This window comes from Leyella stercorea, from assembly GCF_021531655.1.
The window spans coordinates 24,652-48,039 of sequence record NZ_JADYUF010000028.1 but is presented as its reverse complement, the minus strand read 5'-3'; the positions used below and the strand labels follow the sequence as shown (position 1 = coordinate 48,039).

Genomic DNA, 23,388 nt, shown 5'->3' with positions numbered 1-23,388 from the left:
CAAATGTAATATGCACCTATCGGAAATCTAGCATAGCAAGAAAAACGACAGTCGCTTATCCCGAACTCAGGTTATTAAAAATTCATGTGTTTCATGCAAAGAGACGAGTTTGTTCACAGTTCATTTCAAGCATCGGGCACAAGTGTATCGCGCATTGGTATATGACAAAAGTCAGAAACGCCAGCATTTAGCATTACCATTTTGTTGGCTATCTTTTCTCCTTTTCTTTTTAGGCATTTCTTGTAAATATTTAGAGATAATGGACAATCGTGTAAAATTCTATAGTTGGCTGATTGGCCTCTTGGATCGTAAGCATCTTACCTTTGAGGAGATTGCTAATGAGTGGCGTGATGCCAACGCTAATCAGGATGAGGATGAGTTGGACAAGCGTACCTTCCATCGTTATCGTGATAATATCCAGTCGCAGTTTGGCATTACTGTGAAATGCGACAAGAGCGACGGCTATCGGTATTATCTGAAGCGTGATCCGATTGCTAATGATGATGTGACGGAATGGATGCTGAGTTCCCTGCGGTTGGCTTCGCTTGGTGATATGCTGAAGTTTCACAATAAGGTGATGCTCGATACACCGCCATACAATACGGAATATCTGGATGATATTCTTGCAGCGATAGATAAGCAATATCTGCTGAAGTTTAAATACGTTTCGGGATTTGGAGCAGAGAGTGATATTATTCTGCAACCGGCTTTCGTGAGATATTTCAAACAACGGTGGTACGTTGTGGGAGTTAAAAATTCAAGTGCTGAACAGGATGGGAGGAAGCTCATTCGGGTTCTTCCTTTCGACCGCATCAGTTTTCTGAAGCTTATTTGCGAGAAGCATCCGTTGCCGGCAAAGATGAAGAAGTTCCTGACTCCAGAGAATTATTATGAAGATTGCTTTGGCATCTATCGGATGGAAGAAGTGCCCGTGGAGAAAATCCGCATCCGTGCCTTCTATCCGGAATACAACTACATCGAGGAGGTTCCGCTGCACGAGAGCCAGCAGAAAGTAAAGGAGTCGGAAGATGGAATGTATCGGGAATATACCCTCACCGTTCGGCCCAGCCGTGATTTCCTTCAGGAACTGTTGTGGCATGGCAGAAATATCATCGTACTGAAGCCTGAGAGCTTGAGGCAGGAGATGATTGGTATCTTAAAGGATATGACGAAGAGTTATGAGACGGGCGAATGCCTGAATGGGGAGGAATAAGGGCTTTAAGTTTCTCTCCAGGAAAATGGGAAATTCAAGGGGCTAAGCTACATTACTAAAAATCCCGGCAAGAGAATAGCTGCATGCTATCTCCTACCGGGATTTATTATTTTATGAATCAATCTTTTCCTACTTATTACTAACCATTCCCATACTTAATATAATATGTAAGGAATGATATGAGCAATGGCCCACATAGGATGAAGGGTGAAAATGTGGATTTTTTTCTGTTAAAGAAGAAAATTGTTTGATAATGAGGTAGTTATTGCGTTTTTTGTCGTTTTTGTTCCACTATTTTATTAATAAGGTTAGGAAATCTTGAAAAAACTATTAAATTTGCAATCGCAAAAATGCCAACTTGCACAATAAAATGCAGGATTTTAAGTTGTTATGAAAGTTTTTCTTGAATTAATAATAATGCTCATGAAAAGAATGAATAAAATGTTGTTGGTTGTTGCCTTGGCGGCAACCACACTTTCTGCTCAGGCAGAACAGAAGAAGGGACCGGCTTGGTTGAGTGATGCACTTTTCTATCAGATTTATCCATCTTCCTATATGGATACTGATGGCAACGGTATTGGCGATCTGCCGGGTATCACTTCCAAGTTGGATTACATCAAGTCTCTGGGGGTGAACGCCCTCTGGCTCAATCCGATCTTTGAGTCGGGATGGTTTGATGGTGGCTATGATGTCATCGATTTCTACAAGGTGGATCCTCGATTCGGTACCAATACCGATTTGGTTACATTGGTCAATGAGGCCCATAAGCGTGGCATGAAAGTTTGTCTCGACCTGGTGGCAGGACATTCCAGTACCAAGTGTGCCTGGTTTAAGGAGTCTTCCGCGAAAGATCCTAACCAGCGTTACAGCGACTATTATATCTGGATGAATGATATCCCTGAGAGTGAGAAGAAAGAAATAGAAGCCCGTCATCAGGAGGCAAGTCCGGAGTCTAGTACCCGAGGCAGATATGTGGAGGCTAATGCTCCTCGTGCCAAGTATTATGAGAAGAATTTCTTCGAGTGCCAGCCTGCCTTGAACTATGGTTTTGCTCATCCAGATCCAAATCATCCTTGGGAGCAGGGCGTAGATGCTCCAGGACCACAGGCTGTCCGCAGGGAAATACGTAACATCATGGCTTTCTGGTTTGATAAGGGTGTGGATGGCTTCCGTGTAGATATGGCGTCATCGCTTGTCAAGAACGACCCTGACAAGAAGGAGGTTTCCAAGCTTTGGAATGAGATGCGTGCCTGGAAGGATAAGTATTATCCAGAGACCGTCTTGATTTCTGAGTGGGCTAATCCGCAGCAAGCCATTCCTGCCGGCTTCAACATCGATTTCTACATCCATTTCGGTCTCAAGGGCTATGCCTCTCTGTTCTTCGACCGCAAGACTCCATGGGGCAAGTGGGAGCAGAGTTACCAGAACTGCTATTTCGACAAGCAGGGCAAGGGTTCGCTCAAGGAGTTTAGCGAGAACTATACCAAGGCATTCAATGCCACCAAGAATCTCGGCTACATCGCTGTTCCATCTGCCAACCACGATTACCAGCGCCCTAACATCGGTACCCGCAACACGCCAGACCAGTTGAAGGTGGCGATGACCTTCTTCCTCACCATGCCTGGTATTCCGTTTATCTATTATGGTGATGAGATTGGTATGAAGTATCAGATGAATCTCCCTAACAAGGAGGGTAGCAATGAGCGTTCGGGTACCCGTACTCCGATGCAGTGGACCAAGGGCAAGAATGCCGGCTTCTCTACGAGTGCACCCGATAAGCTTTACTTTCCTGTAGATACGGAAAACGGAAAGTTGACCGTTGAAGCTCAGCAGGGAGATCAGAATTCTCTGTTGTCATATACCCGTAAGTTGACCGCTTTGCGTCATTCTGCAAAGGCTCTTGACAATGAGGGTGATTGGAAGCTCCTGAACCAGAAGGGGCAGGAATATCCGATGGTATATGAGCGCACTTTGGGTGAGGAGAAGTATGTTGTTGTCGTGAATCCTGGTGCCAAGGCAGCCTCTCTCAATATCAGCTCCGTTGGTGGTAAGGCAGTTTCTGTTCTTTCCACAGGAAAGGTTGTGTATAAATCAGGAAAAAAGACTGATGTGATTAAAGCTTCTGGCATAAGTGCCGCCATATTCAAGGTGGAAAGATAGAGCTCCTGACTTCGTCACTCAAAAAACACTTATTTTATAACTGATTGATAAACAATATTTTGTATCTTTGCGTCACCTAATTTTGGGTGACGCAAAAGGTTTTTTAACTATGTTTATCAGAAAGAAAAGACATCGTTCTGGAAATATCGGAGTTATTGTTGTTGAGAAAATCGGTGGCAATATGAAGGAACTTGTCACAATTGGTGTTGCATATAATGAAGATGAGGTCGAATATCTTGTCAAAGAAGCAAAAGAAAGATGCCTATAACCGAGAAAAGGGAATACGCAGATTGGAAAAGGCTTACAAGCTTGGTGCGCTCACTAAAGGCAACATCAACAAAAGAGGTTACAATAAGTTTTTATCCATGGATGGTGAGGTGAAAGTCGCCATCAATTATGATCGTGTAGCTGATGACTCCAAATGGGACGATCTAAAAGGATATCTCACCAATACGGATATACCAATACAGGATGTATACACAGCATATCACAACCTTTGGCACGTAGAACGGGCTTTCCGTATAGCCAAATCAAAGATAGAGATACGCCCCATGTTTCACTTTACACGCAAACGCATCGAGGCTCATATATGTATCTGCTTTGTGGCTTTGAAAGTATACAAGGAACTGGAGCGTATGCTGAAAGTCTCAGAGATTAAGATGAGCGTAGACAAGGTGCTTGCATTGGCAAAGACAATAACAACCATACAAATTAAGCTACCTCTGAACAAGGAGGTTTACACCCAAACCATGCTGATGGCAAGGCATCAGAAAATAGCTAAACTCTTTGACAAAAATTTTTGGGTGACACGATAATGAAGTCAGGAAATTGTTCATAATGTATCGGGAATAGAATCACGCATTTGGTAATACAATTTTTGGTATTTGGTAATACTTTGGTAATATAAATACGTCAAAATTGCGTCCGAAACGCGCAGAAAGCCGATATATGCAGGTGTACTCGAACGCTGCGACGTAAAACGTTTTATAAACACGTACACGTATATAATACGCTTATAGTCAGCAACTTACACGAAGCAAAATACCGATAACGGCTTGATTGAGAAGCTGTTATCGGTATTATCAGATGTAATGCAAAATGTGTGATTGGTGATTCCGTTGGGGTTCGAACCCAAGACCCACAGCTTAGAAGGCTGTTGCTCTAATCCAACTGAGCTACGGAACCTACAAATCGAGTGCAAAGGTAATGTTTTTTTTCTAATCCACCAAAACAGACTCGACTTTTATGCAAAAAAATTGCTATAGAGGTATCTTTTAACTATAAATAGTACTATAGTTAGGGGCGAATATATTATTCTTCGCCCTTTAACACAGGCAGCGAGATATGATATTTCACAGCGAGGATGCGTATTGCCACGATGAGGAAGAATGCGATGATGACCGAAACTGTCATGTCACAACCACACTCCACGAGTCCCCAATAGGCTAAACCTCCTGTGACGCTCGCCATGGCGTATATTTCCTTCTGGAAGATAACGGGCACATTATTGAGCAACACGTCACGTATTACACCGCCTGCCGATCCAGTTATGGTTCCCATTATTATCGCCACCCAGAACGCATAACCGCAATCAAGCGTCTTCTGCAGACCGGCTACCGTGAAGAGAGCCAGACCTAATGTGTCAAAGAAAAACCATGTATTGTCCAATCGCTTTAGCGACCGGGCAAAGACGATGACAAACAGCTGTGCCATAAACGTACAGATGAGGTATATGGAAGATGTCATCCAGAAAGGCGTCACTCCCAGCATCATATCACGCAGCGTACCGCCACCAATGGCCACGGCAACGCCACATACAAATCCTCCAAACCAGTCAAAACGCTTAGCTGCTGCATGGCGTATACCCGAAATGGCAAAGGCAAATGTTCCCAAAAACTCTATCACATTGAGCAAAGGGCCGTAAAGTTCTTCGTTAGGCATCATATTTTGTTCACTACATTTTGTGGTGTTCCATTAAGAAAAGCCTTGATATTGTTCTCGGCAATACTCATAAGTCTGGTGCGTGCCTCTACCGATGCCCATGCCACATGCGGTGTGATGTAGGCGTGTGGCTCACGAAACAGCGGATTGTCGCCAGAGGGAGGCTCTGAGCACATCACGTCGGCACAGTAGGCTCCTACCTTGCCAGCATTAAGTGCTGCCGCCATATCGCTCTCGTCGACAAGAGGTCCACGACCTGTGTTCACTATTATCACGCCATCGCGCATATACTGTATAGTGTCGGCGCAGATGAGTCGGTTGGTTTCTTCATTTAGCGGACAGTGGAGGGTGATGATGTCGCTTATGCTCAGCAGTCCTTCCATCGTTGCCTTCTTTATGCCCTGAGGCAACTGGTCGGGACTCTTGCTTGTATATGCATACACGTTCATGCCGAAGCAGAGAGCTATAGCAGCCACCTTCATACCGATATGTCCCAATCCTACAATACCAATATTCTTGCCAGCCAACTCTACCAGCGGACTGTCCCAATAGCAGAAGTCGGGGCAACGGCTCCACTCTCCGTCGCGCGAAGCACGTGCGTAATGGTCAACCTGATTGGTTACGTTGAGAATGTGTGCAAATGTATGTTGCGCCACGCTGTCGGTGCTATAGGCAGGAATGTTTGTCACTACGATGCCGTGGCGTGAAGCCGCCTCAAGGTCTACCACATTATATCCTGTAGCCAGCACACCTATATATTTAGTATTGGTGAGGCGTGCAATGGTGTCGGCACTGAATACAGTCTTGTTGGTGAGCGCAATCTCGGCATCGCCAACATGACTCAAAACTTCATCGGGCGCAGTGCGCTCATATACGTTAAGGTCGCCAAACTGCTCTATGCCGCTCCACGACATATCGCCAGGATTAACACCTTTTCCGTCTAATACTACTATTTTCATTTTTTCAATCTTTATCTTTAAATCTATCGCCCCAAAGGCGCAACATCTGTTGATATGATTTTTCCTCTACTGGCGAGTGTTGGGCATGCCATAGGCGTTTGTCAACCAAAGCGTCGGGGAGGTATTGTTGGGGTGTGAAATTGCCTGGATAGTCGTGCGAGTATTTATATCCGTCGTGATAACCCAGGCTTTGCATGAGTTGTGTGGGAGCATTGCGCAGATGCAGCGGCACTGGCTGATTGCCGGTCTGCTTCACCAGCGACAGGGCATCGTTGATAGCTTTGTATGCCGAATTGCTCTTGGGGCTTGTGGCGAGATATACCACAGCCTCAGCCAGCGGAATGCGTCCCTCGGGCCAACCTATCTTCATTACGGCATCAAAGGCGGCATTGGCAAGCAGCAGGGCGTTTGGATTGGCAAGTCCTACGTCTTCGGCAGCAGATATCACCACACGACGGGCTATGAACTGCGGGTCTTCGCCAGCCTCTATCATTCGTGCCATCCAGTAGAGGGCGGCATCGGGGTCGCTGCCACGAATGCTCTTGATGAATGCCGAGATGATATCGTAGTGCATATCGCCCCCCTTGTCATAAGCCAGTGGATTCTGTTGCAGACGACTTGCCACGATGTCATCGGTGATGACAACATGGTCGTTGCTGTCGGCCTCAACCACAAGTTCGAGGATGTTGAGCAACTTGCGCGCGTCGCCACCGCTATAGCGCAGCATGGCGTCTGTCTGCTTCAGTTCGATGTGGCGCTTGGATAGTTCGGTATCGGTAGTAATGGCACGCTGAAGCAGTTCGAGCAGGTCGTCCTTGTCGAGCGACTTGAGCACATACAGCTGACAGCGCGACAGCAATGGGCGTATCACCTCAAACGATGGATTCTCTGTTGTGGCACCTATCAGCGTCACCACACCTCGCTCTACGGCACCGAGCAACGAGTCCTGTTGCGACTTCGAGAAGCGGTGAATCTCATCGATAAACAGTATTGGCGATGCCGAACTGAAGAAACGTCCGCTCTTTGCACGCTCTATCACTTCGCGCACATCCTTCACACCCGACGTTACGGCACTCAGTGTGTAGAATGGAGTCTCAAGTTTGTTGGCTATAATCTGCGCCAACGTGGTCTTGCCCACACCCGGAGGTCCCCACAATATAAACGACGATATGCGCCCTGCGTCAATCATCTTGCGCAAGACGGCCCCCTCGCCCACCAAATGTTTCTGCCCGACATAATCGTCAAGAGTGCGAGGTCTCATTCTCTCAGCTAAAGGTTCACTCATAAATCTTGACAAAATTATTAAATATAAATGATATACGCAACACTTGTATTCAAAAAACTTAACTCATGATTTTTTATAGCTTCGACCTATTATATTTTTCGATAAAAACTTGTGAATTAGGAGTAAAGTATATACTTTTGCAGCACGTTTTTCCATCGGAGATAGCGCAGATGAGCAAGATAGACTAAACAAAACAAAAAACGAAAACAAATTAATAATATATGAAACAACAGAAAGCTTTGACACTCAAGACTCTAACAAAGAGTAATGTATGGGAATTGCAGGAGAATGACATCTTACGTATGTGGGAATCGGCCAGAAAGGAATCTGATTTCAAGGACAACAAGAGACACTACTTTGATGTTATCAAAAGCGCTTTCGAGATAGAAGAGATAAAGATTGACCGCCCTGAAGTAATCAAGAAATACGAAGCTCGCGGCTTCAAGATTGGTTCGCTGGGTGCTGACGAAGGCGACAACAGCAAGTGGGGTATCAAGAAGCGTCAGATTATGCGCGTCACTGACCTTACATACGAGAACATACGTCACATCTCGGCTGCTAAGCTCATCGAAGTGCTCGACCGCAACTTTGGCGGTGGATGGGACTCTCTCTCTCAGAGCATTCAGGACATCATCGAGAGCGGATTCGACATCAGCACCACTACACTGCCTAAGGATCGTCTGCACAAGCCGGGCGGAATGTACGAGAAGAAGGTGAACGACGGCTTTGAGGTGCTCGAGATAGCCAAGGGCGCATGGGTTGAGGCCATCTTCGCTAAGGAGAAACCTGAAATGGAGAAGCCGGTTGCAAGCCTCGAAAGCGAGAGTACCAAGAAGAGCAAGAGCTACGACAACGAAGACGAAGAAGACGAAGAAGATCTCGACTTGCCAGCGGACAAGTACGACGATGAGGATGACGACGATACATTCGATGAGGACAAGCTCACAGAGGAGAGTTATCGCACCACATTCGATACTGACCCCGAAGACCTCAATCTTGAGGCTGAGGACGTTACCGACGACGACGACAATTATTAATTTTGAATTTTGAGTTTTGAATTGGTCGGCTAACGCCGATGTTGAATTTTCAAAATTTGAATACATTTAGATTATAACAATATTAAAAAGCGCTTGAACACAACATTTAGTGTTCAAGCGCTTTTTTTATTTGTATTTCTTTATATACTCATCGGCACGCTGGTCTCCCAGAGTTTTGACTCGTTGCAGGCACTCCATAGCCTCAGGTTTCTTCTTCAGTCCTACGAGGGCTAAACCCTTGATAAGTAGGGCGTCGGTGTTGTCGGCATCCAGCTGCAAGCAGAGGTCGGCAGTCTTCACTGCATTGTCAAGCATGTTTACACGAAGCTGTAGCGAAGCCATCTCAGCCAGATAGATGGGGCGCATCTGCGGCTCACACACATAAGCGGCGTGTGCGATGTCGTTGAGAGCCACCTGATACTGACGCATATTGACCTCACACTTGTAGCGTGTGAAGTAGAAATCGGCATTGGCACGACCATACATTATAGTATCGTAGTCGTTGTAGTCGGCCAAGGCGCGACGATAGTCCTTCATGGCATCGTACATCTGTCCGCGTGCAAGCACATACGGAGCAGCCACCGATGTATATGGCTTGGTGCATCGTGCCACAGCACTGTCAAGCAACACTATCAGTTCCTCGTTCTTGGCACCAAGCTGCGCCTTACACTGGGCAGCCTCGTAGAACACCTCGCTATTAGCAAACGAAGTCTTCGACAGTTGGTCGAATATTTCGTAAGCCTTGTCATACTCACGCTTCGAGAAGAGTATCTGGGCAGCGCTGTGGCGATAAGCCAGCTGCGGGTCAATCTTATAAGCCTCCTCAGCCTCGCCGAGAGCCTTGTCCAGAGTCCACTCCTTATACAGCGAGTCGTTGCTGTAGATAAGCTTCTGATACATCACGCGCGAATATTCGGCATGAGCCTCAGCCTTGTTTGTAGCATGCTTCAACGCCTGCTTCATGTCGGCATCGGCACCGGCAAAGTCGCCATTACTGCTCTTGCGCAAAGCACTCGTAGTATATCCGTCCACCTGCTGCGGGAACTTAGCAATATAGTCGGCGATATAGCCCACATACTTGGCTGAATCCTGACGCTCCGAAGTGAGCATAATCATCAGCAGCGCCTGCTTGCTGTCGTCGGGCAACTGCATGCGTATAGCTGTCTTGTTGTAATCGGGACGAGTCACATCCAAAGAATTGAATGCCAGTGTCGTTGCAAAACGCGGGTCTACGGCATGAGTCTCGATGTTGGTCTCCGACTGCTGCAACAGTCCTATCACCTGACCGTTGGCATTGACAAACGGACTGCCAGCCACACCGCTTTTGTCGTTATAAGCAAAGATGTAGTAGGCATACTTGTCCATAAACTTCTCGCTGCGCTCCACCGAATACTCGTCGGTCTTTACCTTCTTGTCGGCAAAGTTGACGAGCCACACCTTTGAGTTGGCAGGCACCGTTGCAGTAGCCATTGCAGCCGGCTGAGTCTTTGAAGCATCTACACGAAAACGGCACACGTCATACAATTCGTTTACGCCAACCAGTGTGCGTACATTATATGTCTTGCCATTGAAGTCGACCACCTCGGCACGAGCTGCCGTCGACAGTGCCGACCATGGTGCAACAGCCTCGCCGTCGGCCGATGTGAACACACCGTAAGTCTCGGCATTGCGGTTGCCGTTCGCGTCATAGCATACCAGACGGAACGTTGACTTTGCAGCATTCTTGACAGCTGACGGCTGGGCAAACGATGCCACCGCCATAGCAAAAGCTGCAAAGACAGTAACAAAAAATCGATTCATAATAAATATTCTATATACTTTTATTTCTTTTCTTTCATTAATAGCGACTTGGCGTTGTCTATAGCCGCCTGTGTCACATCGCTACCGCTAAGCATTTGGGCTATCTCCGTTATGCGCTGGTCGGGCGTGAGTTGTGTCATCGTGCTCACCGTGCCACTCTCAGCCTCGTGCTTAGCCACCTTATAGTGGGTAGAGCCGTAAGCAGCAATCTGCGGCAGGTGGGTGATGCAGATAACCTGTCGGTTAACGTCGCCCATGCCACGCATGATATGCGCCATCTGTTCAGCCACACGTCCGCTCACACCAGTGTCTATCTCGTCGAATATGATAGTAGGCAATCCTATCGCCTTGCTTATCATGGCCTTGAGCGACAGCATCACACGTGCAATCTCACCACCTGAAGCCACCTGCGATACGGGCAGCATGTCGGTGCTCTTGTTGGCACTGAATAGGAACATCACCTTGTCTACACCCTTTTGGGCAAGTTCGCCGGTAGTAATCTGCACCTTAAACCTGACATTGGGTATGCCCAGCGGAGCCAACAGTTTGGCAAGTTCGCCTTCTACCTCTACGGCAGCCTTGCGGCGCACCTCGCTCAGCACAGCAGCCTTCTGCGTGCACTCAGTCTTCAGCGCCTCAACACGTTGCTTGCACTCCTCCAATCGCTCGTCGCTATTATCGATATTGCCGAGCTGTGCGTCGAGTTCAGCCTTCTTGGCAATAAGCTCCTCAACAGTAGCCACATGATACTTCTGCTGTAGCGAGTAGATAGTATCGAGGCGTTCGGTAGTTTCGTTATACTTTACGGGGTCGAATTCCACATCGTCTATATGCGATGCTATCTCCTGCGAAATGTCCTTCAGCTCAACATAGCAGTTGTCCAGTCGTTCGGCCATTTCCTGCGCTTCGTGATAGATGTCGGCTATGCTTCGCAACTGCGACGCACGCTGGCGCACCTCGTTCACAATGCTCATATCCTCGCCAGCCAGACACTGGTCGGCCTCGTGCAGCACACGCTTTATGTCCTCGGCATGACTCATCATCTCAGCCGTCTGTTCGAGCATCTCCTGTTCGCCGTCTACAAGATTGGCGTCGGCGAGTTCCTTCTGCTGAAAACGCAGGAAGTCCTCGTTCTCACGATTGCGCTCAATCTCTTCCTTCACACGTGCCAGTTCGTCCTGCGCCTTGCGATACTTGCCGTACGACACCTGGTAGTCGGCCAATTGCTTCTTGTCGTGGGCGATGATGTCCACCACATTCAGCTGGAAGTCCTCGCGATTAAGCAGCAGATTCTGGTGCTGGCTGTGTATGTCGATGAGCTGTTCGCCCAGTTCGCGTATCAGCGCCAGCGTCACCGGCGTGTCGTTGATGAAAGCCCGGCTCTTGCCGTTGGCGTTCACCTCGCGTCTAAGCAGACATTCCTCAGGCTCATAGTCGAGATCGTTGCGCTCGAAGAAGTCCTTCAGCACGTCCGAGTGATACACACTAAGGTCGAACGTTGCCTCGACGATACACTTGTCGCGCCCACGCTTCACCATCTTGGTGTCAGCCCTATTGCCCAGCAACAGTCCGATAGCCCCGATGATGATACTCTTGCCAGCTCCCGTCTCGCCCGTGATAACGGAGAATCCGGGATAGAAGAGCATCTCCAGATGGTCTATAAGCGTAAAGTTTCTTATGTCAAGTTTTTTCAGCATAGTCTATTCCTTTATCTTTTCCCAAGCCGTGTTTTGGCTGGCATTGATACCAAACAATATGTCATAAACACTCTGTTTCTCCTTCTGCGTACCCTTGCCTCGATATATGTTGGCAAGTTCGTCGCGCTTGTAGTCGGTCCATATCTGCGGTAGCAGACTCAATGGGCGGTCGGCATGTGCCTTCTTAAGGTCTTCCTCCAGCGCCGTCGTTATGGCTGCACGTCCGCGGTCGGCGTTGGTCGCCATCACGTCGAGTCCGTTGCGATAATAGTCGTACTGCAACTGTCGGAATGGCTTCATCGCTCCGTCCAGGTAGTCGTTGATTATGGCGAATCGGTTACGGCTGCTGTCAAAAGCCTTCCATCCCGGATAGTTGAGGTTCTGAGCATTGTTGGTCAGATTCATGCACCGCTGCAACACATCCTCACCTCCCATCGGAGCAAACGAGTCGAGGTCGAGTCCGATAATCAGATAGGCATAATAAGCCATGAGCGCCGTGAGCTGGTTGTCCACCTGCTCCTCGTTAAACTGTATCTGGTCGAACTGCGCATACTCGAAGTTGAAGTCGTTGTCGGTATTGCTGTACAGCGTCGTGGTGTACGAGGCATTGTACACGGGTCGGTTGGCTTGCACCACAGCCTTGCATGTGAACACATTCGATGCCTTGTCGTATTTTGTCACCGTTATGTTGAAGCTGCATTGTATGCGCTCGTTCTTGTAGAACTGCATACTGGTCCACTGGCGCTCGTTGACAAACCGCGTCAGATTCTGTTCGAGATCGTCGAACACGCTTGCGTCAGTACCCTGCACCTGTGAGTGGTTGATGCTGATGCGTGCATCGAGTTCCTGAGCATGCACGTCGGCACACCCTACCCCACCCAACACGGCGGCGACAAACGATGTTAGCAATCGAATTGACATATTATATATATAATGTATAGTTATGACTATTTGCGGCTTACTGTGGTCTCAATCTCGTCCACAATATATTTAGCCGTTTCAGCCTTCGAGCACTTGGGATACTGCTTCTTGTCCGTACGACTGATTATCTCTATCTGATTGTCGTCGGTGCGGAAACACGTACCTTCGTTGCGCAGACTATTGAGCACGATAAAGTCGGCATTCTTCTTTTCGAGCTTGCGCTGTGCGTTTGCCTCCTCGTCGTTGGTCTCAAGCGCAAAAGCCACGATGGTCTGGCGCTCGGTCTTTGCCTGTCCCAGAGCCGCAGCAATGTCGTGCGTAGGACACAGACGCATCACAAGGTCGTCCTTCTCGCGCTTTATCTTACGGTCGGCTATATCAGCAGGCTTGAAGTCGGCAACGGCAGCAGCCAGCACAGCCACGTCGGCATTGGCAAACTCGTGTGTAGCAGCCTGATACATCTCCTCACAGCTCTCCACATCCAAACGCCGTATGCCGTCATCGCACTTCAGGCTAACAGGTCCGCATACTATCGTCACGTCGGCACCGCGTCGTCGACACTCCTCGGCAATGGCAAAACCCATCTTGCCGCTCGAGTAGTTGCCTATGAAGCGCACTGGGTCAATACGTTCGTATGTAGGGCCGGCGGTTATCATCACCTTCTTGCCCACCAATGGCGAGTTGCAGTCCTGACGGTCGAAGTATTCGGATATGCGGCGTGCTATCACAGCCGGCTCCTCCATACGTCCCTTACCCTCCAGTCCGCTTGCCAGAAAACCGTCAGCCGGCTCGATGATATGGTTGCCGTACGACAGCAGAGTCTGCATATTGGCCTGTGTAGACGGGTGTCGATACATGTCGAGGTCCATGGCTGGAGCTATGAACACCGGAGCCTTCATCGACAGATATGTAGTGATGAGCATATTGTCAGCCACACCGTGCGCCATCTTGCCCATAGTGCTGGCAGTACACGGAGCTATCACCATTGCATCAGCCCACAATCCGAGGTCGACATGCGAGTTCCACGTGCCGTCGCGTTGCGAGAAGAACTCGCTCACCACGGGCTTGTGTGTCAGAGCCGACAGCGTAATGGGAGTGATAAACTCCTTACCGGCAGGTGTTATCACCACCTGCACCTCAGCTCCCTGCTTTACGAATTCGCGTATCAGCAGACACGACTTATAGGCGGCTATAGAGCCTGTTATGCCCAATACTATTTTCTTGCCTTTTAGCATAGTTTTGATTTTTGAGTTTTGAATTTTGAGTTTTGAATTGGTCGGCCTTGCCGATTTTGAGTTGTTCATTTTTGAATTGAAAATTCATAACTCAAAAATTCATAATCGCAGGCTAAGCCGCGACTAATTCAAAATTCAAAACTCAAAATTCCTAATTCATTTATTAAATCCCTTCAGGCGGATACGTGTCAGCACCTGCTTGGTGTTGAATGTGAAGTCGCCTGTCATCATCCAGCTATAGTAGCCAGGGTCGGCACGCAGCACGTCAGCCACCGAACGTCCCTTATACTTGCCGAAGTTGAAAGCCTCAAACTTGCGTTCCTTGCCGTCCTTGTCGAGCAATGGCTTGCCATCGGCACCGAGCAACGGTTTCCATACTATGCGACCGGCAAAGTCCACATTGTCGTTCTGCTTTGAAAATTCAGCCAGGAAGTCCATGTCGTTCTCCAGCACACGGTCGGGTTCATCCTGTACATCAGGAGCATACATGTCGAGTTCAGCCATGAGCACACGGTAGGTAGCCTCAGTATCCTCGTCGGCACGGTGAGCGGTGAAGTCGTCCTCCATCTTGCGTCCGCAGAAGAATTTGTATGCGGCAGCCAGATTGCGGCGTTCCATTTTATGGAATATAGTCTGAGCGTCGATGAGTCGGCACTTCGAGAAGTCGAAGTCGATGCCGGCACGCAGAAATTCCTCGGCGAGCATCGGAATGTCGAAGTGATTGGAGTTATATCCTGCGAAGTCGCAGTCTTTCATTTTCTCATTCAGTTTCTGAGCAATCTCCTTGAATGTAGGAGCATCCTTCACGTCATCATTGCTGATGCCGGTCAGCTCAGTTACTTCCTGCGGAATGGCCTTACCTGGATTTACGAGCAGGTTCTCGCGTCGTTCCTCGCCGTCGGGCATAACCTTAATGTAAGAAAGCTGGATTATGCGGTCGCGCACGAGGTCAAGTCCTGTTGTCTCAAGGTCGAAGACAACAAGAGGTCGTGTAAGATTTAGTTTCATTATATAATATAAACGGCAGAGCCGCTGTATTAATTTTGAATTTTGAGTTTTGAATTAGGAATGTTGAATTAGTCGGCTTTGCCGATTTTGAGTTGTTCAATGTTGATTTGATTGACAACTCTCAATTCGGAATTCTAAAATTCCTAATGCGCGAAGCGCACTAATTCAACATTCAACATTCCTAACTCCTAATTCTATTTAGTCGTTCAGCAACATTGGCATCATGAGCATCAGGATTTCCTGATTCTCAGGCTGCTCTACCGGTACAAACACTCCTGCGCGGCTTGGGTCGGCAAGCTGCACGGTCACCTCGTCGCTATTAAGATTGTTGAGAATCTCGCATACCGAGTCGCCCTTGAAGCCGATGTCCATAGTAGAGCCATTATATTCGCATGCAATACTCTCCTTGGCACTTGTGGCGAAGTCGATGTCAGAAGCCTGCAGACGCAGCAGCCCCTTCTCAAGGTGGAAGCGAACCAGACGGCTGCTCTCACTTGAGAACGGCAATACGCGCTTCAAGGCACCGAGCATGGTCTTGCGGTCGGCAGTCAGACAGTTGGTGTTGTTGGTAGGAATCACCGAGTTGTAGTTGGGATAGCGACCCTCGATCAGACGGCAGCGGAACTCGCCTCCGTCATACTTGAACTCGCAGCTGTTGGCAGCAAAGCGCACCACAACATCGCCCTCTCCCTTGGCAAGTACACCCTTCAGCAACTGCGCCGGCTTCTGCGGCAGGATGAACGATGTAGGCTCTTCCTCAGCCACAACATCGAGTATGCGGTTGCGCACCAGCTTGTGTCCGTCGGTAGCCACAACGGTAAGTCCGTCGGCCTTGAGGTCGAACAGAATACCGCCCATCACCGGACGAATCTCGTCCTGAGCAGTAGCAAACAGCGAGCGTGAGATGTTTTCAGCCAAGAGCTGCTGGCTGAGCGTGAGCACAGTAGCGTCGTCGCTCATGGCTGGCATCTCCGGGTAGTCATCGGCAGCCAGGGCAGCCAGACCAAACGAACCGTTCTGGTAGTCGACAACCACCGACAGACTCTGGTCGTCGATAGTCATCTGAAGCGGCTGCTCGGGCAGCTCCTTCACAGCATTGAGTATAGTATGATTAGGCAGGGCGAAGCGTCCCTCGCCTGTGCACTCGTCGAGTTCTATAGTGGCCTGCATCACATTCTCCGCGTCACTTGCTGTGACGGTGAGGGTGTTGTTGGCAACCTCGAAAAGGAAACAGTCCAATATACTTATGGCGTTCTTGCCACCGATAACCCTAACGAGGGTCTGAAGTCGCGCATTTAGCGTTCCGCTTGATAATGTGAATTGCATTGTTCGTATGTTTTTATATTATTGTTTTGGGTACAAAGGTAATGAAAAATGCTTAAAAAGCAACACCAAAAACAAAAACTACAACAAAAGTTTTTCTATCTTGAACAATTTTATTAATTTCGCACTCCGATAAAATATATACTACGCAATTATAACACATTAAATACAATCAAAGACAAATGGAGATTCAAGGAAAAGTTATCGCCGTAATGGAACCGAAAAGCGGTGTTTCAGCACGTGGTGAATGGAAGGCGCAGGATTACGTCATCGAGACTCACGACGCTTATCCGCGCAAGATGGTGTTCAGCGTATTCGGTGCCGACCGCATCAGCCGTTTCAACATACAGTTGGGCCAGGAAGTGAACGTATCGTTCGACATCGACGCTCACGAGTACAACGGACGCTGGTTTAACAGCATCCGCGCTTTCGACGTGCGTCAGGTTGATCCCGCATCAGTAGGCATGCAGCCTGGTGTAGTTCCAGGCGCAGCTTTCGGCCCGGCTCCTGCACAGCCCGCAGCTCCGGCACAGCCTGCTGCTCCCGTACAGTCTGCAGCACCCGCAGCCGAGCAGAGTTCAGAAGACGATCTGCCCTTCTAAGCCGCCGACCGCTTAGCAACGACATTTCGACAAAACCAACCAAATAAATATAGCCCTCTTGCCTTCAGCATGCTGAAAGACAAGAGGGCTTTTCGTGTACAATATTCCTACTCTTCAATCACCCAATCTTCGATATTTCCAGTGGTAGAGTCGAAGTTGATACCAACCTTGGAGACTGGCTTGCCACACAGGGCGAAACGCTGAGCATAGTTCTTGAGGTTGATTTGCTGCAATGCGGCCTGAGCGTTCTTGTTCAACTTCAGTTCGATGATGTAGAGGCGAGTGTGTGTCAGCATCACGATATCCAACCTTCCTTTTGGCGTATGAACCTCCACATCCACCACGTATCCCGTAAGGAGCGAGAATATGATGTAGAGCATCTGCTGGTAATGTCCCTCATAATTGGTAACATTGCAATAAGGCACGGTGCCGAGGAAAGTCTGGAGTAATTGTAAGGCTCCATCCATATTGTCCTGACGTATCAGCACAGACATCTGAGCGATGGCAACATCACCATTCTGTGCAAACATACCTTCCAGATAGTTAGGCAAGAGACTCTCGAACAAGCCGACCTTGATTTCCTTGTTTGGAAGGTCGAGAGTATAAAGCTTACTAAACTTATCATATCCCTTGATGGTAAGGTATCCGCTCTGATACAGCAAAGGAGTGATGGCAGTCATGTTCTCAGTCGGAGCATCAAAGGCAGAAGACTTGGCGTACATCTTGCTAATGTTTGTAGGCATGACCTTGAACTTACGCATCATTTTGATTAAATAGGTTGGCGTTCCCGAGGAGAACCAATAAGCTCCAAACTCTCTTGTCGAAAAACAGTTGAGCAAGCTGAATGGATTGTACACATCAGGCGATTTGGCAGAGAAATGATAACCGTCATAGTTTTCCTTCAATTCGGCAATCGTTTCCTCCCGAGTCAATTCTTGCGATTTTGCCAATTCGTCTATATCTTCCGACATCTGTGTCAGCAATTCCTCTTTGGTAATGCCACAAATTCCCGCATACTCATCACTCATTGAGATATTGATGATATTGTTAAGCTCACTGAAGATACTAACCTGCGAGAACTTCGTGATGCCTGTGAGGAAGACGAAACGAAGCTTAGCCTCGCTATACTTCAGCGGGCTATAAAAGTTGCGCATCATATTGCGAAGCATATCCAACTGTTCCTTCTCATGCACGACATCCAGCATTGGCGCATCATATTCGTCAATGAGCACCACCACCTGCTTGCCACTCTTCTCGTAAGCAGTATTGATGAGGTCTATCAAACGATTGTTTGCCCCTTTGACAGGTTTCGTGACACCCCATTTCTTTTCCTCTTCTTGCAGACGATAATCCAGATACTCTTCCAGTTGCTCCTTATCCATGTGCTTTCCACCGCTCATATCGAAGTGAAGCACTGGATATTCCGTCCATTCTTTTTCCAACTTTTCGATGGCAAGTCCTTTGAAGAGTTCTTTCTTGCCCTCAAAGTAGCTTTGCATCGTAGTGACAAGGAGCGACTTACCAAAACGGCGTGGTCGTCCCAAGAAGAAATAAGTACCGCTGGTATGGGCCATACGATAAATATATTCCGTCTTGTCGATATAGAGTTTGTCTTCCTTACGGATTCGCTCAAATGTCTGTATGCCTATAGGATATAACTTCAATGCCATAATTTTCTTGTCTTTAACTTCGTTGGACTTTCAACCTTCAGCATAAAAGTTGAAATAAAAGTCATTCTTGCATAATTAATATTTTGCAAAGATAGAAACAATTTTGACAAGAAGCAAGCCATAACGCAAAAATTGTAGGTGGCTATGGCGTCCCCGCCGTAGCTTACGTTGCAGCATGCCCAGTCCTTAAAATGGCATTTGTATGCACTCGCTGTCATTCTCGTTCACCACATTGCAATCCTGCAGAGCTTGCAAGTCGTCGATATGCTTGACAAGCCGGTCGTAGCTTGTCAGGTTTTCTATTTCCTCTCGCCGTGCCATGCTTAGTCGGCAGAACTTCTCTTCCTGCTCCAGTCCTGCAAACCGTCTGCCACACAAGTTGGCTGCAATGCCTGTTGTAGAGCTTCCGCTGAAAGGGTCGAGAATCCAATCGCCTTGGTTGGTTGATGCAAGAATCATACGAACAAGAAGGCGCAAAGGTTTTTGCGTAGGATGTTTGCCACACGTCTTTTCCCAAGTGCCTATAGCCGGCATACGCCACACGTCGGTCATTTGCTTGCCATCGTTCAGCTGTTTCATCAGACCATAGTTGAACTTATGGGCAACCTTCTGTTTCTTTCGTGCCCAAATCACAAATTCCGTAGAATACGTGAAGAAGCGACACGATATATTGGCAGGAGGATTGGTCTTCTGCCACGTTATCACGTTCAAAATCTTATAGCCAAGAGTAGTCAGACAGTTAGCCACCGAGAAAATGTTGTGATAAGTTCCGCTAATCCAAATCGTACCATTGTCTTTCAACTTGTCACGACACAGTCGCAGCCACTCCATATTGAAATCCATCATATCCTCTTGCGACCTGCCCTTGTCCCAATCGCCTTTGTCCACACACACCACCTTACCATTCTGCAACGAGATTCCTCCATTGGAGAGAAAATAAGGAGGGTCGGCAAATATCATGTCGAACTTGAAGTCAAACTCTTTGAGGAGTTTGAAGCAATCGCCATGAGCAAGAACAAAGTCATTTGTCTTCGATTGATAATATGTTTTCGGTTTCTGATATTCCATATTCGGACACAAAAGTATATCAAAAAACTTAAGCGAACCCGAAAAGATCAATCTTTGACTTTTGTGATCAAAAATGATCATTATCAATAAGTTACAAATGTTTACGCATCAGCCGTATAGCAACATCCACCGATATACGGCTGTGTTAATTATTGATCATACGAATCAGATAAACCCATCATTCTTCTGCAACTTACACATAAGTTCATATTGCTGCAAAATACTCTCGTAATTGTGAAACTTTATGCGCTCTCGCATATCTTTAAAAGCCGTTCTACTCATTACCTTATTGAATTGTTCCTCACGATTTTTGGGAGCAACAATCAAAAAACGACTGGAGAAATCTTGCAAGTCACAGAATTTTGCCACAGAATTCTGAATATCTGTAGAGTGTTCTACCTCAAAGAAACTGTCGGGCATATTGCGCTCATTAAACCATATCACATCTACAGTTCTTGCTCTATTCTTGATACTGTCAAACGAAAAGTCCGGTATATGAACCGTTGTACAAATATCTTTCAACGGCTTGTCAAGAAACTTATGATTCTGGTCTTGAGCTGGAGCATAGGTGCTATAATGCTTCATGTTGCCAATCTCAATGATAAGCCCTTGATAATAACTATGATTAAACTTGTCAACACTTTCTTGCTCTGTGGGCTGAATGTCAAACTTGCGCATAACCTCATCACGGCATTCTTCCAAAGCCCAAAGACCTGGCTGAATTCTGAAAATCTCATCCGACTTCTGCACAATTCTTCTTATAGACTCATTAGGTGTCTTAGTAGCCCATGATTTAGTATCAACCAAATGATACAAATTTCCAAGCGTAGCATATCCACCATACTTACGTAGGGTGTCTATCACCTGTTGGGTTTGTGTATATTTCTTCTGTCCCATTGTCTTACTTTATTAGAGAATAGTTTGTTCTATCTTTGTACTAGCTTCTTACAAAGGTAGCATTTTCATTTGAAAAACGGAGAAAGAAACATTATAATAATTACTACGAAGTTACTAATTAAATATCAGAGGTTGCAACATTTATAAGTTGTGAATGTCTCCAGTCTTCACAGCACAAGCCAAACATCTACTGGAACGGCGAAGTCCCATCCAACGAGCAAATAGCATTTTATAAAGTTTACACAATAAATGACAATGGGTAATTATATTTTATGTACCTTTGCGTATTATATATAAAACAAAACCAATAATTAAACTTAAATACCAAAATGATGAGTACTCGAACAAAATTTATTCTCACCTATGTTGCAGGAATTATCACAGGTGTTGTAATTGTATTTGCTATTAGCTTTTATACCGTTATGAATTTTTCTGAAGGGGAAACAAAAAATCAAGCTGTGCAACTTTTTGACAGCCCCAAACAAGAAATAAAGGCAACATCTTTCAAGGTTATACAGGTATTACCAGATGGTAGTGCATTAGCTACTTATGATAATATTATTCCAGAAAAAGATGCTCCAGAATATGGTATGGTTGTAATGTTTCAAGTTTCAGAAGAGAACTCTTATTACGATGATCAAGTGATTTCATTACCAAAGGGAAAGTGCTTTAAACAGGTTGGCACTTATCGTTATACCACCCAGCAGGATATGGTAAAGACGGTTCCGGTGATTGCTATCTATGACAAATAAGCACGGTTCAAGTCATTATTTCCCTTATGAACACTTAAGGAGTGAAATCAATACCAGAAGACCTGTGAATGACGTAAAGTTCAATAAACACACAAGAACTTTACGTCATAAATTATCTAATAGAATTTATACCATGGCAGAAGTAAAATATCAATATTCATTAGATGAAAATGGAAAACTCGTAAACATTAATAGTTTAACGAGTGAAAGTCGACACCTACATACATATAGGTGTATTGGTTGTGGCAATATTTTACTTCCTAGAGCTATAGGCAGTATGAAACGCCGTGCTCATTTCTATCATAAAGAATATATAGACTGTTCTGGTGAGACTTATTTGCACAAGTTAGGCAAGAGAATTATAAAAGAACGATTTTATAATTCTGAACATTTTAATATATCCTACCCAGTAACTATTGCTTGCGACAATTCTGCATGTGCGCTTAGACATGAACGATGTAAAGAAGACAATCTGCCACATGAAGTTAACTTGAAAGAAATCTATGACACCTGCAAGGAAGAGGTTTCTATTAACGGCTTTGTTGCCGATCTACTTTTATCAAGCAGCAAGAATCCAAATATCCCTCCAATATTAATTGAAATATGTGTATCTCATGCATGTGAAGAGGAAAAACGAAATTCTGGATTAAAAATCATCGAGATAAAAATAAAAGACGAAACTGATTTGGATAAAATCTTTTCAGATGGAATATTAAAAGAAATTGTACCATCTTGGGATGTAAAATTTTCTAATGTAGAGTTTATTTCATTCAAGAGAATATTTCAAAAACAACGAATAGTGCCAATAACAAGGTATATTTACAATCCACAGAGTATAGCAGAAGGATATTTAACACAAATAGATTGCTCAGACGCAAATTATCGTTTAAGAAAAAATTCTTTGTTTGAACTTAATGTATTAGGAAACTTTTATAGTAGCAATGAAATAATAAGTGTTTTACATTGGCTATACTGGAATAAGGGAATTCGACGTTGCAATATTTGCAAATTCTACTATGCGACAATACATGAAGAATACCCAATTTGTAGACTTAGCAAGAAATACGGCAAGCCCAAATATCCAAACACTAATTATGCAGAGCAATGTAGCAGTTTTAGCATTGATAATAATAGGATTTTTACAAACGATGAATTCCGCTGTTATGAAGCACCTGCAATACATAAGAACGAGAAAGAAGAATACAAAGTGATTATTGCAGGAAGTAGCGATTTTCATGACAAGAGTACTTTTCGGAAAAAAATAGATTACTATTTGTCAGGAAAGATAAAAACCCATAATGTAATAATCCTAGCAGGAACATCAACTTTTACAAAAGAACTGATAAATGAATATGCCGAGGAAAAGAACATCCATGTAGAACAACACAAAGCAAATTGGGGTAAGTATAAAGAAAGGGGAGCATTGGATTTCTTGGACGAAATGATAAATGAAGCAGATGCTATTATTGCATTTTGGAATAGACAAGGAAGAATAACTGGCGAACTTATAAATAAAGCAAAATTGAAAGGTATTCAGTGTAAGATAATAGAATACTAAAATTGGTATGTTCCTATTGGTCATCCCTTTGCTTGCTCAGGGCACGGCGAGGACACCATGCCCTCCTACACTACATTTTGTGTAAGCTGCACAACATCCTACAGCTATTAGGACTACTAAAACGACTATTGAGACTCTACTGATGAAAGCAGAACGGCAAGATCTAAAAGGTTATAAATATCCGACTGCAAGATCTAAGGTGATCTAAATGATTTGCAGATGTGCATTTGATCTACGACCTTTGCTATCACATTACAACAAA

General features: G+C 46.0%; 19 protein-coding genes, 1 tRNA gene and 1 pseudogene. 8 read left to right on the top strand and 13 right to left on the bottom strand.

Annotated features, from left to right (window positions below; translation table 11 throughout):
• Positions 1–259 precede the first annotated feature (259 nt).
• The 4 genes and pseudogenes from I6E49_RS09315 to I6E49_RS09300 form a co-directional block, all read left to right on the top strand.
• Complete coding sequence (locus tag I6E49_RS09315) at positions 260–1,213, top strand: helix-turn-helix transcriptional regulator (RefSeq protein ID WP_235401928.1); 954 nt, start codon at positions 260–262, stop codon at positions 1,211–1,213.
• A gap of 432 nt (positions 1,214–1,645) precedes the next feature.
• Entirely contained in the window at positions 1,646–3,373 is a 1,728-nt protein-coding gene (locus I6E49_RS09310) for an alpha-amylase family glycosyl hydrolase (protein WP_235401927.1), read from the top strand.
• Positions 3,374–3,482: 109 nt separating this feature from the next.
• Positions 3,483–3,641 carry a hypothetical protein gene (locus I6E49_RS09305; RefSeq protein WP_235401926.1) on the top strand — a complete coding sequence of 53 codons (159 nt, stop codon included), beginning with the start codon at positions 3,483–3,485 and terminating at the stop codon, positions 3,639–3,641.
• Positions 3,619–4,188, top strand: a pseudogene (locus I6E49_RS09300) (IS1634 family transposase); the annotation flags it as partial. The gene I6E49_RS09305 and the pseudogene I6E49_RS09300, both read left to right, overlap by 23 nt.
• Before the next feature lie 292 nt (positions 4,189–4,480).
• On the opposite strand, the gene I6E49_RS09295 reads toward I6E49_RS09300, so the two are convergent.
• The 4 genes from I6E49_RS09295 to I6E49_RS09280 form a co-directional block, all read right to left on the bottom strand.
• Positions 4,481–4,558, bottom strand: a tRNA-Arg gene (locus I6E49_RS09295).
• Positions 4,559–4,684: 126 nt separating this feature from the next.
• Positions 4,685–5,317: a trimeric intracellular cation channel family protein gene (locus I6E49_RS09290; protein ID WP_235401922.1), complete on the bottom strand. Its 633-nt coding sequence runs from the start codon at positions 5,315–5,317 to the stop codon at positions 4,685–4,687.
• Positions 5,314–6,273 carry a D-2-hydroxyacid dehydrogenase gene (locus I6E49_RS09285; RefSeq protein ID WP_235401921.1) on the bottom strand — a complete coding sequence of 320 codons (960 nt, stop codon included), beginning with the start codon at positions 6,271–6,273 and terminating at the stop codon, positions 5,314–5,316. The genes I6E49_RS09290 and I6E49_RS09285 overlap by 4 nt, the downstream gene beginning before the upstream one ends.
• A 4-nt stretch (positions 6,274–6,277) precedes the next feature.
• The gene (locus I6E49_RS09280) at positions 6,278–7,558 is read right to left on the bottom strand and encodes a replication-associated recombination protein A (RefSeq protein WP_235401919.1); all 1,281 of its coding nucleotides are present in this window, start codon (positions 7,556–7,558) and stop codon (positions 6,278–6,280) included.
• Between the two features lie 221 nt (positions 7,559–7,779).
• On the opposite strand from I6E49_RS09280, the gene I6E49_RS09275 reads away from it, so the two are divergent.
• Positions 7,780–8,595 (top strand): hypothetical protein, encoded by an 816-nt coding sequence (locus I6E49_RS09275; RefSeq protein ID WP_235401917.1) that lies wholly within the window; start codon positions 7,780–7,782, stop codon positions 8,593–8,595.
• Positions 8,596–8,721: 126 nt separating this feature from the next.
• On the opposite strand, the gene I6E49_RS09270 is transcribed toward I6E49_RS09275, so the two are convergent.
• The 6 genes from I6E49_RS09270 to dnaN form a co-directional block, all read right to left on the bottom strand.
• A complete protein-coding gene (locus tag I6E49_RS09270) occupies positions 8,722–10,395 on the bottom strand; it encodes a tetratricopeptide repeat protein (RefSeq protein WP_235401915.1) in 1,674 nt (557 codons plus the stop codon).
• A gap of 20 nt (positions 10,396–10,415) precedes the next feature.
• Positions 10,416–12,092, bottom strand: a complete 1,677-nt coding sequence (gene recN, locus I6E49_RS09265) for a DNA repair protein RecN (protein WP_235401914.1) — start codon at positions 12,090–12,092, stop codon at positions 10,416–10,418.
• A 3-nt stretch (positions 12,093–12,095) separates the two neighbouring features.
• A complete protein-coding gene (locus I6E49_RS09260) occupies positions 12,096–13,013 on the bottom strand; it encodes a DUF4835 family protein (protein ID WP_235401913.1) in 918 nt (305 codons plus the stop codon).
• Positions 13,014–13,039: 26 nt separating this feature from the next.
• Positions 13,040–14,248 (bottom strand): bifunctional phosphopantothenoylcysteine decarboxylase/phosphopantothenate--cysteine ligase CoaBC, encoded by a 1,209-nt coding sequence (gene coaBC, locus I6E49_RS09255; protein WP_235401912.1) that lies wholly within the window; start codon positions 14,246–14,248, stop codon positions 13,040–13,042.
• 156 nt (positions 14,249–14,404) lie between these two features.
• A complete protein-coding gene (locus I6E49_RS09250; RefSeq protein WP_235401911.1) occupies positions 14,405–15,256 on the bottom strand; it encodes a 3'-5' exonuclease in 852 nt (283 codons plus the stop codon).
• A 198-nt stretch (positions 15,257–15,454) separates the two neighbouring features.
• Positions 15,455–16,582, bottom strand: a complete 1,128-nt coding sequence (dnaN, locus tag I6E49_RS09245) for a DNA polymerase III subunit beta (protein WP_235401909.1) — start codon at positions 16,580–16,582, stop codon at positions 15,455–15,457.
• Positions 16,583–16,761: 179 nt separating this feature from the next.
• Between dnaN and I6E49_RS09240 the strand changes: the two genes are divergently transcribed.
• Positions 16,762–17,181: a DUF3127 domain-containing protein gene (locus I6E49_RS09240; RefSeq protein WP_235401908.1), complete on the top strand. Its 420-nt coding sequence runs from the start codon at positions 16,762–16,764 to the stop codon at positions 17,179–17,181.
• Positions 17,182–17,288: 107 nt separating this feature from the next.
• Here the strand turns inward: I6E49_RS09240 and I6E49_RS09235 are convergent, their stop codons facing one another.
• The 3 genes from I6E49_RS09235 to I6E49_RS09225 all read right to left on the bottom strand — a co-directional run bounded on the left by I6E49_RS09235 (position 17,289) and on the right by I6E49_RS09225 (position 20,816).
• Positions 17,289–18,851 carry an ATP-binding protein gene (locus I6E49_RS09235; protein WP_235401907.1) on the bottom strand — a complete coding sequence of 521 codons (1,563 nt, stop codon included), beginning with the start codon at positions 18,849–18,851 and terminating at the stop codon, positions 17,289–17,291.
• Between the two features lie 186 nt (positions 18,852–19,037).
• Complete coding sequence (locus tag I6E49_RS09230) at positions 19,038–19,919, bottom strand: DNA-methyltransferase (protein WP_235401906.1); 882 nt, start codon at positions 19,917–19,919, stop codon at positions 19,038–19,040.
• Positions 19,920–20,084: 165 nt separating this feature from the next.
• Positions 20,085–20,816, bottom strand: a complete 732-nt coding sequence (locus I6E49_RS09225; RefSeq protein WP_235401905.1) for a hypothetical protein — start codon at positions 20,814–20,816, stop codon at positions 20,085–20,087.
• Positions 20,817–21,145: 329 nt separating this feature from the next.
• On the opposite strand from I6E49_RS09225, the gene I6E49_RS09220 reads away from it, so the two are divergent.
• Together I6E49_RS09220 and I6E49_RS09215 are read left to right on the top strand one after the other, a co-directional pair.
• Positions 21,146–21,568, top strand: coding sequence for a hypothetical protein (locus tag I6E49_RS09220; RefSeq protein WP_235401904.1), 423 nt, complete (start codon positions 21,146–21,148; stop codon positions 21,566–21,568).
• Positions 21,569–21,701: 133 nt separating this feature from the next.
• Positions 21,702–23,126, top strand: coding sequence for an SLOG family protein (locus I6E49_RS09215; RefSeq protein WP_235401903.1), 1,425 nt, complete (start codon positions 21,702–21,704; stop codon positions 23,124–23,126).
• Positions 23,127–23,388: the final 262 nt, after the last annotated feature.

Excerpts from the sequence above, each read along its gene's own strand:
- I6E49_RS09315 (WP_235401928.1), top strand. The coding sequence starts at position 260 with ATGGACAATCGTGTAAAATTCTATAGTTGGCTGATTGGCCTCTTGGAT.
- I6E49_RS09310 (WP_235401927.1), top strand. The coding sequence starts at position 1,646 with ATGAATAAAATGTTGTTGGTTGTTGCCTTGGCGGCAACCACACTTTCT.
- I6E49_RS09305 (WP_235401926.1), top strand. The coding sequence starts at position 3,483 with ATGTTTATCAGAAAGAAAAGACATCGTTCTGGAAATATCGGAGTTATT.
- I6E49_RS09290 (WP_235401922.1), bottom strand. The coding sequence starts at position 5,317 with ATGATGCCTAACGAAGAACTTTACGGCCCTTTGCTCAATGTGATAGAG.
- I6E49_RS09285 (WP_235401921.1), bottom strand. The coding sequence starts at position 6,273 with ATGAAAATAGTAGTATTAGACGGAAAAGGTGTTAATCCTGGCGATATG.
- I6E49_RS09280 (WP_235401919.1), bottom strand. The coding sequence starts at position 7,558 with ATGAGTGAACCTTTAGCTGAGAGAATGAGACCTCGCACTCTTGACGAT.
- I6E49_RS09275 (WP_235401917.1), top strand. The coding sequence starts at position 7,780 with ATGAAACAACAGAAAGCTTTGACACTCAAGACTCTAACAAAGAGTAAT.
- I6E49_RS09270 (WP_235401915.1), bottom strand. The coding sequence starts at position 10,395 with ATGAATCGATTTTTTGTTACTGTCTTTGCAGCTTTTGCTATGGCGGTG.
- recN (WP_235401914.1), bottom strand. The coding sequence starts at position 12,092 with ATGCTGAAAAAACTTGACATAAGAAACTTTACGCTTATAGACCATCTG.
- I6E49_RS09260 (WP_235401913.1), bottom strand. The coding sequence starts at position 13,013 with ATGTCAATTCGATTGCTAACATCGTTTGTCGCCGCCGTGTTGGGTGGG.
- coaBC (WP_235401912.1), bottom strand. The coding sequence starts at position 14,248 with ATGCTAAAAGGCAAGAAAATAGTATTGGGCATAACAGGCTCTATAGCC.
- I6E49_RS09250 (WP_235401911.1), bottom strand. The coding sequence starts at position 15,256 with ATGAAACTAAATCTTACACGACCTCTTGTTGTCTTCGACCTTGAGACA.
- dnaN (WP_235401909.1), bottom strand. The coding sequence starts at position 16,582 with ATGCAATTCACATTATCAAGCGGAACGCTAAATGCGCGACTTCAGACC.
- I6E49_RS09240 (WP_235401908.1), top strand. The coding sequence starts at position 16,762 with ATGGAGATTCAAGGAAAAGTTATCGCCGTAATGGAACCGAAAAGCGGT.
- I6E49_RS09235 (WP_235401907.1), bottom strand. The coding sequence starts at position 18,851 with ATGGCATTGAAGTTATATCCTATAGGCATACAGACATTTGAGCGAATC.
- I6E49_RS09230 (WP_235401906.1), bottom strand. The coding sequence starts at position 19,919 with ATGGAATATCAGAAACCGAAAACATATTATCAATCGAAGACAAATGAC.
- I6E49_RS09225 (WP_235401905.1), bottom strand. The coding sequence starts at position 20,816 with ATGGGACAGAAGAAATATACACAAACCCAACAGGTGATAGACACCCTA.
- I6E49_RS09220 (WP_235401904.1), top strand. The coding sequence starts at position 21,146 with ATGATGAGTACTCGAACAAAATTTATTCTCACCTATGTTGCAGGAATT.
- I6E49_RS09215 (WP_235401903.1), top strand. The coding sequence starts at position 21,702 with ATGGCAGAAGTAAAATATCAATATTCATTAGATGAAAATGGAAAACTC.